Annotated in this window: 12 protein-coding genes; 7 read left to right on the top strand and 5 right to left on the bottom strand. The window is 72.3% G+C overall.

What is annotated here, in order from left to right:
* Nucleotides 1-4: 4 nt before the first annotated feature.
* Genes FZ988_RS02955 through FZ988_RS02945 form a run of 3 tightly spaced genes read right to left on the bottom strand, consistent with a single transcriptional unit; the run spans nt 5 to nt 2,603 of the window.
* Nucleotides 5-508 (bottom strand): hypothetical protein, encoded by a 504-nt coding sequence (locus FZ988_RS02955; protein ID WP_223145011.1) that lies wholly within the window; start codon nt 506-508, stop codon nt 5-7.
* Nucleotides 505-1,932, bottom strand: coding sequence for a sensor histidine kinase (locus FZ988_RS02950; RefSeq protein ID WP_223145010.1), 1,428 nt, complete (start codon nt 1,930-1,932; stop codon nt 505-507). Before FZ988_RS02950 ends, FZ988_RS02955 begins: the two co-directional genes overlap by 4 nt.
* On the bottom strand, nt 1,929-2,603 hold the full coding sequence (locus FZ988_RS02945; RefSeq protein WP_149202474.1) for a response regulator transcription factor: 675 nt from the start codon (nt 2,601-2,603) through the stop codon (nt 1,929-1,931). Before FZ988_RS02945 ends, FZ988_RS02950 begins: the two co-directional genes overlap by 4 nt.
* A gap of 112 nt (nt 2,604-2,715) precedes the next feature.
* Here FZ988_RS02945 and FZ988_RS02940 point away from each other — a divergent pair, with 112 nt between their 5' ends.
* The 3 genes from FZ988_RS02940 to FZ988_RS02930 are packed head-to-tail and all read left to right on the top strand — an operon-like array spanning nt 2,716 to nt 5,128.
* On the top strand, nt 2,716-3,519 hold the full coding sequence (locus FZ988_RS02940) for an SGNH/GDSL hydrolase family protein (protein ID WP_149202473.1): 804 nt from the start codon (nt 2,716-2,718) through the stop codon (nt 3,517-3,519).
* Between the two features lie 23 nt (nt 3,520-3,542).
* Entirely contained in the window at nt 3,543-4,775 is a 1,233-nt protein-coding gene (locus tag FZ988_RS18410) for an SMI1/KNR4 family protein (protein WP_188078945.1), read from the top strand.
* Nucleotides 4,772-5,128: a hypothetical protein gene (locus FZ988_RS02930; protein ID WP_149202472.1), complete on the top strand. Its 357-nt coding sequence runs from the start codon at nt 4,772-4,774 to the stop codon at nt 5,126-5,128. Before FZ988_RS18410 ends, FZ988_RS02930 begins: the two co-directional genes overlap by 4 nt.
* Nucleotides 5,129-5,157: 29 nt before the next feature.
* Here the strand turns inward: FZ988_RS02930 and FZ988_RS02925 are convergent, their stop codons facing one another.
* Together FZ988_RS02925 and FZ988_RS02920 are read right to left on the bottom strand one after the other, a co-directional pair.
* The gene (locus FZ988_RS02925; RefSeq protein WP_149202471.1) at nt 5,158-5,502 is read right to left on the bottom strand and encodes an HNH endonuclease; all 345 of its coding nucleotides are present in this window, start codon (nt 5,500-5,502) and stop codon (nt 5,158-5,160) included.
* A gap of 107 nt (nt 5,503-5,609) precedes the next feature.
* Nucleotides 5,610-6,650 carry a LacI family DNA-binding transcriptional regulator gene (locus FZ988_RS02920; protein WP_149202470.1) on the bottom strand — a complete coding sequence of 347 codons (1,041 nt, stop codon included), beginning with the start codon at nt 6,648-6,650 and terminating at the stop codon, nt 5,610-5,612.
* Between the two features lie 193 nt (nt 6,651-6,843).
* Here FZ988_RS02920 and FZ988_RS02915 point away from each other — a divergent pair, with 193 nt between their 5' ends.
* The 4 genes from FZ988_RS02915 (at nt 6,844) to FZ988_RS02900 (ending at nt 12,135) form a co-directional block, all read left to right on the top strand.
* Nucleotides 6,844-8,481, top strand: a complete 1,638-nt coding sequence (locus tag FZ988_RS02915; RefSeq protein WP_149202469.1) for a GH39 family glycosyl hydrolase — start codon at nt 6,844-6,846, stop codon at nt 8,479-8,481.
* Nucleotides 8,482-8,545: 64 nt separating this feature from the next.
* Nucleotides 8,546-9,862, top strand: a complete 1,317-nt coding sequence (locus tag FZ988_RS02910) for an ABC transporter substrate-binding protein (protein WP_149202468.1) — start codon at nt 8,546-8,548, stop codon at nt 9,860-9,862.
* Between the two features lie 126 nt (nt 9,863-9,988).
* The gene (locus FZ988_RS02905; RefSeq protein WP_149202467.1) at nt 9,989-11,209 is read left to right on the top strand and encodes a carbohydrate ABC transporter permease; all 1,221 of its coding nucleotides are present in this window, start codon (nt 9,989-9,991) and stop codon (nt 11,207-11,209) included.
* Nucleotides 11,206-12,135, top strand: coding sequence for a carbohydrate ABC transporter permease (locus FZ988_RS02900; RefSeq protein ID WP_149202466.1), 930 nt, complete (start codon nt 11,206-11,208; stop codon nt 12,133-12,135). Before FZ988_RS02905 ends, FZ988_RS02900 begins: the two co-directional genes overlap by 4 nt.
* The last annotated feature ends 346 nt before the right edge of the window (nt 12,136-12,481 follow it).

Raw genomic sequence — 12,481 nt, 5'->3', positions numbered from 1 at the left:
GGTGTCAGCCGATCAGCGGGCAGGTCCGGTCCACGTCGGACTCCGGGGTGAGCTGGACGAACTCGATCCGGACCGTGGTGCGGGTCGACCCGCCGCCCTGCACGTGCACGCCGAGGGCCGTGCACACCACCTGGTCGATCCCCGCCGGGGTCACGTCGTCGACGGTCAGGGGCATGCGCAGAGCGATGGAGCTGTCGGTCGTGGTCACCTCGACCCGCGTGACCTCGGTCTCACGGATCTCGGTGTGGACGTCCCCGCTCCCGGGACCGGGGCCGATCAGCAGCAACGTCAACGCCTCGGGGATCGTCCCCAGCCGGCCCGTCTCGCGCACCTCGGGTCGCAGCGCGCCGTCGGCGTCCACGAAGTAGAGGGTCGGACCGGGCGCGACGCCCGTCGGTGCGTCCGCCGCGTCCACGACGCCCGAGGGCTGGACGCCGCATCCCACCGCCAGCACGGCCGGGAGCACCAGCGCGGGCAGTGCTCGCAGGGGTGAGGGCATCCGGCTCATGAGCGCTCCAGGTCTCGACGGGCCGTGCCGCGGGGCAGACGCAGGACGAACCGTGCGCCACCTCCGGCGACGTCGTCGGCGGTCAGGTCACCGCCGTGCAACCGGGCGTTCTCCCGGGCGATCGCCAGGCCGAGCCCGCTCCCCGGTGTGCGGACGCGGGCCGCGTCGGCCTTGAAGAAGCGGTCGAAGACGTGGGGGAGGACCTCCGGCGGCAGGCCCGGACCGTGGTCGGTCACCTCGACGGTGACCTCGGCGTCGGTGGCCGAGACCTCGACCAGCACGGGCGGGGCGCCGTGGCGCAGCGCGTTGGCGACGAGGTTCGCGACGACGACGTCGAGGCGACGCGGGTCCACGAGCGCGCCCACGTCCTCGCCCGTCACGAGGTCGACCTCGTCGAGCCACCCGCGCGCGGCCAGGGAGTCCCGGACGGCCCGCGGGACGTCGGTCTGCTCCAGGCGCAGCGGGGCGCTGCCGGCGTCGAACCGCGAGACCTCCATGAGGTCCTCCACGAGCCGGACGAGCCGGCGGGTCTCGGTGATCGCCAGCTCGGCGGACTCGCGCGCGTCGGGCTCCATGTCTGCGCTCGTGTCGGCCAGCACCTCCATGACCGCGGTCAGCGTGCTCAGGGGCGTGCGCAGCTCGTGGGACACGTCGGCGACGAACCTCCTCGCGTCGGACTGCATCCCGTGCATCGCCGTCATCGACGTCTGCACCGCCTGCGCCATCTCGTTGATCGTGACCGTCAGCTGGGCCAGTTCGTCCACGCCGCGCGGAGGTGTGCGGGCGCCGAGGTCGCCGGCCGCCAGGCGACGTGCCGTGTCACGCAGGTCCCGTACGGGACGCAGCACCGTCCTGGCGGCAAGGAGGGCCAGCACGATCGCCAGCGGCAGCGCGAAGGCCGCGGTCGCGAGCGCGGACCGGGCGAGGCGGTCGACCTGCTCCTGCACGACCGTGAGGTCCCGGACCGTGTAGACCTCCACGCCCGACGGCGTCCGGGTACCGTCGGGCGCCGTGAGCACGACCGGCGTGCCGATCACGAGCCAGGGTGTCCCCGCGTCGAGGACGCGCTGGGTCACGAGCCGGTCACCCTCACGTACCGCGCCACGGAGCTCGGCGGAGACCAGGTCCGGACCCGGGCCCGCTGCGGACCGTGCGCTGCCGTAGGTGACGACCGTGCCGGCGCCCAGCGCCGTCCGCAGCCGATCGAGCGTCGCCTGGTCGGGTGGGTAGCTCAGGGTCGGCGCGACGGCCCTGACCTGGTCGGCGAACGACGTCGTCACCTGGTGCTCGTGCGCCTCGACCAGCGCCGCGCGGGCCGAACCCGCGCCGGACCACGCGGCCGCGCCCGCGCCCGCCATGGTGACGAGCGCGAAGGCGGCCAGCAGGCGGGCGCGCAGGCCACGTGACCAGGACCACCGGGTCACAACGGCCCGAACCTGTAGCCGAAGCCTCGGACGGTCTGGACGTGCTCGGGGGCCGCCGGGTCGGTCTCGATCTTGGTACGCAGCCGCTGCACGCAGTTGTCGACGAGTCGCGAGTCGCCGAGGTACCCGTGCTCCCACACCTCCTCGAGCAGCTGCTGCCGGCCGAAGACGCGGTTCGGGGCGCGGGAGATCGTCAACAGCAGCCGGAGCTCGGTCGGGGTGAGGGCCACGGGCTCGCCCCGGACCGACACCGTCAGCGCACCCGTGTCGATGCGTAGGTCCCCGTGGACCCGGATGCCCTCGGTCTCGCCCGCGGTGCGCCGCAGCACGGCGCGGACGCGCGCGTCGAGCACGCTCGGCCGCGCCGGCTTGACCACGTAGTCGTCCGCGCCCGCCTCGAGGCCGGCGACGACGTCGAAGTCGTCGCCCCTCGCGGTGAGCATGATCACCGGGACCTCGCCCGTCGCGCGGACGCGTCGGCACACCTCGAACCCGTCGATGCCGGGAAGCATGAGGTCCAGGATCACGAGATCGGGCGGCGCTGCGGCGAGCTGGCGCAGACCGTCCTCGCCCGTCCCGGCGGTGCGGACCTGGTGGCCGTGCCTGGTCAGGGCGAGCTCGAGCCCTCGGCGGACGAGCGGGTCGTCCTCGATGAGCAGCAGGGACGCCATCGGCCCAGTATGGCGACGGTTGACCGGCGTTCCCGGGCGCCCGGACCGGCTGCGACACAACCGCGACACAGCGCCGGCCGTCCGGCGACACGCGGTGACCAGGCTCGGTGCCATGACAACGACACGAGTTCTCGCCCCGGCGCTGGCCGGGCTCCTGCTGCTCCTCACCTCCGCGTGCTCCGGCACGCCTGGCGGGCCCGAGGGCCCCGATGCCTCCGCCGTGTCCTCGGACCGGACCGCTCCGACGGAGCTGCCCGAGCCCGGGCCGGGCCTGTCCCGGATGATCCTCGTCGGTGACTCCGTGGCCGCGGGCCAGGCGCTCCCGCTCGGCGCCGCCCTCGGGGCCAGCGACGTCGAGTTCCACTCCATGGCGTCCGACGGCGGCGGCACCGTCGTCGGCCCCGTGTCCGAGGAGCTGTGGGACGTCCTGCCGGACCGCATCGCGACCGCCAAGCCGAGCACGGTCGTCTATCAGCTCACCACCTACGACTGGGGCAGCGAGCAGGAGCAGCAGGCTGCCTATGAGCGGCTGCTCAGCACAGTGACCTCGGCTGGCGCCACGCTCGTCTTCGTCACCATGCCGCCGATCGAGCCCGACGACTTCTACGCCCCGCACATGGACGAGCTGGCCCACGCCGCGAGCGCCGCCCGGACCGTCGCGGATGCGTCCGGCGGCGCCGCTGTGCTGCTCGACGCGAGCGAGGTATGGGGTGACACCTACGAGCAGACCCGTGACGGCGTGGCCGACCGCAGCTCGGACGGGATCCACACCTGCCCGCAGGGCGCGGCGCGCTTCACCACCTGGCTCCTGGACGAGCTCAGCACGATCTACCCCGACTACACGCCCCCGGCGCCGCAGGAGTGGGCCAACACCGGCTGGGCCGCGGATGACCGGTTCGTCGGCTGCGCGGAGTGAGGCTCGGCTGCCAGACTCGCCGGATGGGTGACATGCCGATGGCTGAGCTCGCGCACCGGTGGAGCGAGCTCCTGCTCAGGGACGTGGGGGTGGCCGGGTCCTGGCAACCGACCCAGGCGGTGGCGAGCTCCGGCAGCCTGCTGCGGCCGCCCGCGTCGCAGGAGCAGGTCGCGGCGGTCGAGCGCCGCCTGGGCCGCGAGCTGCCCCCGTCCTACCGGGAGTTCCTCCTCGTCAGCGACGGGGCGTTCGGAGATCTCTACGGCGTGACGATGCGGGACCTCGACGGGGGCGTGGAGCCGGCCGGGCCTCAGTCGGACGTGGCTGGAGTGGCCTTCCTCCCCGCGGCCGACCTGCGGTGGCTGCGCGACGATATGCCATGGTTCGCCGAGCTGTGCGAGGAGGAAGCGGAGGACGACGGCGACGGCCGCGCGACGCGGGACGGGCAGGAGGTGTGGCCCTGGGCGCCGTTCGCCCGGGGCCTGGTGATCGCGACGGACAAGGGCCCGGGCACGACGTGCCTGGTGCCGTTCGACGACGCCGGCGAGTGGCAGGTCTGGAACATCCACAAGGAGACCTCCGAGGCATACCTGTCCTTCCGTTCGTTGTTGGAGCACATGGTCGCGGCGCGGGAGCCCGTCGAGACCGTCGACGTCGCGGAGCGGGTGATCGCCCACGCCCTCGCCGGGGAGTCGTGGGCGTGGCAACGGATGTCCCGGATCGCCGCCCCTGACGCGGCCCCGCTGCTCGTCGCGCTCGTGGAGCAGGGCACGCTGGTGGCGCAAGCCGCTCAGGGCCTCGGCCGGATCGGCACCGACGAGGCCGTGGGAGCCCTCGAGCGGTTGCGGCCGGTCGGGGCCGAGCAGGCTCTCGTCCGCGCCGGCACCGATCGCGCTCGCGACGTCCTCGCCGCCTGGGAGCTCTTCACCGGGCTCGACCTCCTGGGCGACCCGCGCGCGCCCGAGATCGCGGCGCGCCGCCTCGCCCACCCGGCCGAGGAACCGCCGACCTTGGTGGCGGCCGCCGCCGGCGTGCTGGGCAGGTCCGGTGACGCCTCCTACGTGCCGCTCCTGCGCACCCTGACCGACGCTGCTGATCCCTTCGTCGTCGTGAGTACCGCCTACGCACTCGTTCAGCTGGGGGAGCAGGAGGGACGGCAGATCCTTGCCGACCACGCTGCTCGCGAGGAGGGCGCGTTCCGGTACGCGCGAGGACTCCTCGAACGCATCGACGCAGCGGCGCGGGGAGGGCTCGCGTGAGCCGTCGGCACGGGCACCGCCTCGAGCGGCGCTGGCTTGCGGAGGTCCTGGTGCCTCGCGGCTGGGTGGAGGCGACGCTCGGCGACTTCGGGGTGGAGGGCGGCCTCTGGTACTGGTGGCCGTCCGCGGTCGATGTGCAGGCCCTTGACCATCTCGGGAACGACGCCGAGCAGGTGACGCAGCTCGGTGTGAGGGCTGACCCGAGCGGGGAGGTCGCGTTCTTTCACCTCTGCCTGGCAGGCCAGCGAGAGGGCGACGGTGACGTCCTCGGCCGCGAGGCGCTGCTCGCGCGGCTCGACGAGATCGAGGCGTACCGCCTCGGTCACTCGCAGAGGACCACGGGACACGGCTGATCGGGACCGCCGAGCTCCCGCCGTCGCCGTCAGCCGGCTGAGAGCAGGTCCCGGACCTCGAGGAGCCGGCCGAGGAACGCGCGCTCGTCGAGGCGCTTGCGGCGCAGCCAGGCGGTGACCTCGTCGTTGCACTTGCTGGCGTTGCACGGGCCGCACGCGGGCACCACGTTGTCGACCGTGTAGCGGCCGCCGCGGGAGATGGGCAGGACGCAGTCGCGCTGAAGGGGCCTGCCGGTGGCCCCGCAGTAGGCGCACCCGCCCCATGCGGCCTTGATCGCCGTCCACTGCTCGTCGGTCAGGTCGTTCACGACGCGCGACATGCGGCGCTTGCGCTTGCGGGCGGCCCTCGCCCTGATGCTCCGACTGACCGGCACGGCGCCAGACTACGGCGCCGCGCCAGCGTCACGGCGTCTACTCGGCCGTCCGGCGTGCGCGCGTCGGGCCGCCCTGCGGACCCCGTCCGGGCGGCGGGCGCGGTCGCTCAGCGTGGGACCGGGCCGCTGCTCTCGCGCACGCTCAGCGACGTCGCCAGCTCGACGTGCCGGGACGCCGGGCGGCGCCCCTCCGCCATCGCGAGGACCGTCTCGACCGCCATCCGGCCCATGCCGCCCAGGTGCTGATGGACCGTCGTCAGGGGCGGCGTCGTCCACGCGGCCTGGGGCGTGTCGTCGAAGCCGACGACGCTGAGCTGGTCCGGCACCCGGATGCCGAGCGCGTACGCCGTGGTCAGCACACCCAGTGCGATCTCGTCGTCGGCGGCCATGATCGCGGTGGGCGGGCTCGGCAGGGTCAGGAGCTCGCGTGCGTGGCGCGCGCCCTGGGCGACGTCGAACTGGTCGGACCGGACGAGCGCCGGGTCCACGTCGAGGCCCGCGGCGTCGAGCGCCGCCTGGTACCCGTAGAGGCGGTCGCGGGCGGCATCCGACGCCTCCGGCCCGCCGATCCACGCGATGCGCGTGTGCCCGAGCCCGATGAGGTGCTCCGCCGCGGTCCGTGCGCCGGCCCAGTTGCTCGACCCGACGCTCACCATGCGCCGGTGGCGCGTGTCCACCGGGTCGACCATGACGAAGGGGAGGGCGGCGTCGCTCGCGGCGTGGATGAGCGCGTCCGGCGCGGACAGCGTGAGCCCGATGATGCCGACGACGCCGACTGCGCGTTGGTCCGTGACCCACTCGCGCGCGACGGCCCGTTGCGTCCGTGAGGCGCGCTCGGGTGCGAGCCGTGTGAGCAGGTCGACGTGCGCGTCCGTCGCCGAGGCCAGCACGCCCTCGAGCACCCCGAGGATGTACGGCGACGCGGGGATGTCGAAGACGACGGCCAGGGCCCGGCGGGAGGCGGAGGGTGCGCGGGCCGTGGTGGGCCGGTATCCGAGCTCCGCGACTGTGGCGAGCACGCGTTCGCGGGTCTCCGGCGCGACGTCCTCGCGGCCGTTGAGGGCCTTCGAGACGGTCGCCCGGGAGACGTTGGCCGCGGCGGCGACGTCCGCCAGGGTGGCGCGTCGTCGGGCCGGCTCCTGTGCCATCGCGACTCCTTCATCGACGAAACAGTTTCGAGTTTACGCAGGAATGGTGCTGGTTCGGACGGTAGATCACGTGATCCCGTAGCCAGCAAGTGTGCCCGCGCCCTACGATCGGCTCCACGATACACGCTCCGAAACAATTTCGGAATATGCGGGCGGCGCTGGTGCCGCCCACGCTGACCAACGGAGGTCATGGATGACTGTCGACGCGCCGCCGTCAACGCTGCTGATCGACGGCCGGCCCTCGGCCGACCGGGCGCTGCGGCACGTCTGGAACGAGTGCCTCGGCGCCGGCCGGGCCAACGAGGCGCTGCGCGTCGACTGGCAGAACCACTTCCGTGAGGCCGTCCAGGTGCTCGGGGCCCGCTACGTGCGGTTCCACGGCGTGTTCCACGACGACATGTTCGTCTACCGCGCGTCCAACGGCGGCGGGTTCGGCCCGCCCACCCCGCTCGAGACGCCCGTCCACACCTACGCCTACGTCGACAAGGTGTTCGACGCGATCCTGGACGCCGGCGCCCGCCCCTTCGTCGAGCTCGGGTTCATGCCCCGCGAGCTCGCGACGCAGACGGAGACCCTGTTCTGGTGGAAGGCGCACTGCAGCCCGCCCACGGACATGGCCGCCTGGGTCGAGCTCGTCACCACGACGGTGCGCCACTGGATCGAGCGCTACGGCCTCGACGAGGTCCTCACCTGGCCGTTCGAGGTCTGGAACGAGCCCAACCTCGTGCCCCACTTCTGGACCGGCACCAGGACCGAGTACTTCGAGCTCTACGAGGCCACCGCGCGAGCCATCAAGGGGATCGACCCGCGCCTCAAGGTCGGCGGGCCCTCGTCGTCCGTGTTCGTGCCCGACGCGCGCTACGACGGCGAGCAGCACGACAGGTCCGTCGAGGCCGCGACGGCCGAGGCGCCGGACCCCGACGCGCTGCCGTGGAAGCCCGTGTGGATCAACGAGCTCATCGAGTACTGCGCCGAGCGCGACCTGCCGATCGACTTCCTCTCCACGCACCTCTACCCGACGGACTACGCGTTCGACACCCAGGGCGTCGGCCGCCCCATCAGCCGCGGCCGCGACGCGACCCGGAACGACCTCCTCGCCCTGCGCGCGATCATCGCCGAGAGCCCGTACCCGGACGCCGAGGTCCACATCACCGAGTGGTCGACGTCGCCCTCGAGCCGCGACCACATGCACGACACGGTGTTCGCCGCCACGTACATCGCCCGCGCGCTGCTCCAGTGCCACGACCTGGCCGAGTCGATCTCCTACTGGACGTTCACCGACGTCTTCGAGGAGGGCGGCGGCGGGATCGGCCCGTTCCACGGCGGGTTCGGCTTCGTCAACGAGCAGGGCATCCACAAGCCCACGTTCCACGCGATGGCGATGCTCAACCGCCTGGGCCCCACGCTCGCGCTGCAGACCGAGCACGGCGTCCTCACCCGGACCGCGGAGGGCGGTGTCGCGGCCGTGCTCTTCAACTACCCGGACTCGATGGGCACGGCGTCGGTCGGAGGCGCGACGAGCTACGCCGACGCGCGGCGCCACGCCGACCAGGGGCCCGCCCGCCGCCTCACGCACACCGTCGAGGGGCTGACCGCAGGGGACGTGTACGACGTCGAGATCCTCGACCAGGAGCACGGCAACGTCGCGGAGGCGTGGCACCGGATGGGCGAGCCGCTCAACCTCTCCCGGCAGGACGTCGCCACCCTCACCCGGGTCGCCGACGACCTCGACCGCCGCACCCTCACGGTCGACGCCGCGGGCGTCCTGACCATCGACCTCGAGCTGGCCCCCTGGGCGGTCGCCTCGATCGCACGCCGCACCACGCACTGAACCCCACCACGCACCAAAGCCCCACCACGCACGGAACCCTCCAAGGAAACCCGAAAGGACCTCGATGATGAGGATCACCAAGAAGTTCGCCGGAGCAGCAGCCTTCTGCGCCGTGGCGTCCCTGACCCTCGCCGCCTGCGGGGGCGGCGGCGACGGTGGCACCGCGCAGGAGCCCAGCGAGGACAACAAGCCCGAGCAGCTCACCGTCGCCGCGTGGATGGACTTCCCGCAGGAGCTGCTCGACGCGTTCGAGGAGGAGCACGGCATCGAGGTCGTCGTGAACTCGTTCCCCGACGGCGCAGCGGCGCAGACCGTCCTGCGCAACGGGCTCTCCGCCGACGGCGCCGGGCTGTCCGACGTCCACCTCGTCGAGCTCGACTGGTGGACCGAGATGATGGCCATCCCCGAGGACTGGGTCGAGCTCCCCGAGATCCCCGACCGCTGGGTCGACTGGAAGGTCACCCAGGGCTCGGTCGACGGGCGCATCACGGGCTACGGGACGGACATCGGCCCGCTCGGCATCGCCTTCAACCAGAACATGACCACGGCTGCCGGCGTCGCCACGGACCCCGAGTCCCTCGGCGAGTTCGTCGGCGGCGACGACGCGACCTGGCAGTCGTTCCTCGACGCGGGCCGCGAGTACGTCGCCGCCAACGACAACTACTTCATCGACTCCCTGACCAACGCGTTCCAGGCTGCGATCAACCTGCTCCCCGCGGCCTTCGAGGACCCGGAGTCCGGCCTGCCCTACGACCTGGCGGAGAACGCCGAGGTCAAGGAGCTCTTCATGATGTTCGCGGACGCGGCCGAGGACGGCGTCTCCGCGGGCATCGCCATCGGCCACGCCGACTGGGGCGCCGGGTTCCAGAACGAGCAGTGGGCCACCGTCGTGACCCCCGCGTGGATGACCGGGATCATCGCCGAGAACGCCGACGGCATCGACGGCTGGCGCATCGCGAGCACGTTCCCCGACGGCGGCGGCAACTGGGGCGGGTCCTTCTTCGCCGTCCCCGCCACCGGCGAGAACACCGAGTGGGCCGTCACGCTCGCGGACTACCTGACCTCGCCCGACGCGGCGATCGACTGGTTCAACACGACCGGCCAGTTCCCGTCGCAGCTCGACGCGATGGAGAGCCCGGAGATCTCCGAGGCGGAGAACGAGTTCTACGGCGGCCAGCGTGTCGGCCAGATCTACGGCGAGCTCGCCGCGGCCGCCGGCGACTCCGCCGCGGGTGGGTTCCGTGGCGAGAACTTCGCGGGCATCCAGACGCTCGTCACCGACGGCATCCGTCTGGTCGAGTCGGGCGGCGCGACGCCCGAGGAGGCCTGGGCGTCCGTGGTCGCCGACTTCGAGGCGCTGGGCTTCGAGACCGCCGGCTGACCCCGACGCGGCCGGCCCACGGAACGAGTCCGAGGGCCGGCCGCCACCGGGCCCACGAGCGGCGGACCACGCCGGTCGCCGGCCCGGTACGCGTCAACCCGACCGACCTCACGGAAGGCGCCTCACATGGCATCCAACTCAGCGGCACCGCGTGGAGCGCGCCGCGTGGGGTGGGGGCAGCGGCTGTCCCGGTGGGACATCAAGGTCTCGCCCTACCTGTACATCTCCCCGTTCTTCATCCTGTTCGCGATCTTCGGGGCGTTCCCGCTCCTGTTCAACGTCGTCGTCGCGCTGCACGACTGGCACCGCCGCGCCGGCATGGGCGACTACGTGGGCCTCGACAACTTCACGTGGGTGCTCCAGCAGCCGCTGTTCTGGCGCTCGCTCGAGAACACCTTCTCGATCTTCCTGTGGGGCGGGATCCCGCAGCTCGTCCTCGCGCTGCTCATCGCCGCGGTCCTCGACCAGAACCTGCGGGCCAGGACGTTCTGGCGCATGAGCGTGCTCGTGCCGTTCGTCGTCATGCCGGTCGCCACGTCGATGATCTTCGGCCAGGTGTTCGGCCAGTTCGGGCTCCTGGTGCCCAACCTCCAGGACCTCGGGCTGCTGACCCACGTCGAGTCGCCGTTCTTCCAGGACCGCCTGCTGTCGCACGCCGCGATCGGCTCGATGGTCGTGTTCCGCTGGACGGGCTACAACTCCCTGATCCTCCTGGCCGCCATGCAGGCGGTGCCGCGTGAGCTCTACGAGGCGTCCACGGTCGACGGCGCGAGCCGCGTCCGCCAGTTCTTCTCCGTGACGATCCCGAGCATCCGCCCGACCATGATCTTCGTCATCCTGACCATGACCATCGGCGGCCTCCAGATCTTCGACGAGGTCCGCATGTTCGACGGCGGCGGGACCGGCGGCGGCAAGGGTGGCGCCGACAACCAGTGGACCACCGTGGTCCTGTACCTCTACAACCTCGGCTTCGGCGACTGGCAGGACCGCCTCGGCCAGGCCGCGGCCGTCGGGTGGATCTTCGCTGCCGTCATCGCCGTGTTCTCCCTGGTCAACTTCCTGCTCACGCGCTCGATCTCCTCGTCGTCGGCCAGGACCACGCGTGTGTCGAAGGCCCAGCGCGCCGCCGCCATCGCGAAGGCCCGCGCCGTGGCGGCGGACTCCGAGCGCCGGGCGCGCGAGGCCGGCGTCGCCACGCTCCTGGGCCGCACCACGCCGTACGACGACCAGCGCGCGCCCGACGACGGAGGACCGTCCGACGACGGAGGACCGTCCGACGACCGAGGACCGTCCGACGACGGCGACGTCGCGCAACCCGACGCACCCAAGGAAGGAGCGCACCGATGAGCACCGGATTCATCGAGAACACCGCCGGCCCGGGCGCAGCCAGGTACGCGCAGAAGCGTGCCGCGAAGGGCCGGCCCGTCCAGGCGCACAACCCGTCGACCCGCAGGCCCGGGTGGCTCACGTACGCGCTGCTCGTCGTCGTGTTCGTGGTGTCCGTCTTCCCCCTGTACGCGTCGGCGATGTACGGCTCGTCGACCACGCAGGAGATCTCCCGCTCCGTCGGGAGCCTGCCGACGTGGTTCCCGACGCTCACGCTCCTCGACAACTTCGGCGAGGTGCTCTCGGCGTCCCAGTTCAACTTCTGGATGGCGTTCGCCAACTCGGTCCTCGTGGCCGTTGCGGTCAGCGCGTCGACGGTGTTCTTCTCGACGCTCGCCGGTTTCAGCTTCGCCAAGCTCACCTTCCGGGGCCGCCAGGCGCTCTACCTCACGGTCATCGCGACCCTGGCGATCCCCGCCCAGGTCGGCACCATCCCGATGTTCGTGATGATGAACGACTTCGGTTGGATCGACTCGCTCCTGGCCCTGACGGTCCCGGGCCTGGTCGGCGCCTTCGGCGTGTTCTGGATGACGCAGTACCTCCAGGAGGCGCTGCCGTTCGAGCTCGTCGAGGCCGCACGCGTCGACGGGGCGTCGATGTTCCGCACCTTCTGGTCGATCGCGCTGCCCGCCGCGCGCCCCGCCGCCGCGACGCTCGCCCTGTTCACCTTCGTCGGCTCGTGGAACAGCTTCTTCTGGCCCGCGGTCGTCATGCGGTCCCAGCTGACGATGCCGCTGGTCATCCCGCAGCTCCGGGGCGCGTTCACGACGGACACCGGACTGGTCATGTCCGGGGTGTTCCTCGTCGCCGCACCCCTGCTCATCGTGTTCGCCTTCGCGGGCAAGCAGCTGGTCTCCGGTGTCATGGCGGGCGCGGTCAAGGGCTGACGGGGGCGCGGCGGGGGCCCGGTGCGCAGGCCTGTGCGGCAGGATCGGGCGATGCCAGCCGTCCCGGCCGTGATCCGCCCCGCCGCACCCGACGCCGCACGGCACGTCGACGAGGGGCTGGGCCTCGTGGAGGTCCGCCACGTCCGCTGAGCCTCATCTCACCCGATCGGGCGCGGGTGTCCGCTTGGCGCACGGCCCGCGGAACGGGAGACTGGGTCGACGTACCCGGCTGTAGGCTCCAGGTGCTCCGGCGAACACGCAGGGTCACGGTCGTGCCCCCGCGGTGGTTCGTGACGACGCCCGACGGCGTCGTCACGTCGTCGTGAGCGCAGGCCCACGGGCGGCG

The sequence above is a fragment of the Actinotalea subterranea genome, assembly GCF_008364845.1.
Taxonomy (GTDB): Bacteria; Actinomycetota; Actinomycetes; order Actinomycetales; family Cellulomonadaceae; genus Actinotalea; species Actinotalea subterranea.
This window is presented reverse-complemented; position numbering and strand designations above follow the sequence as displayed.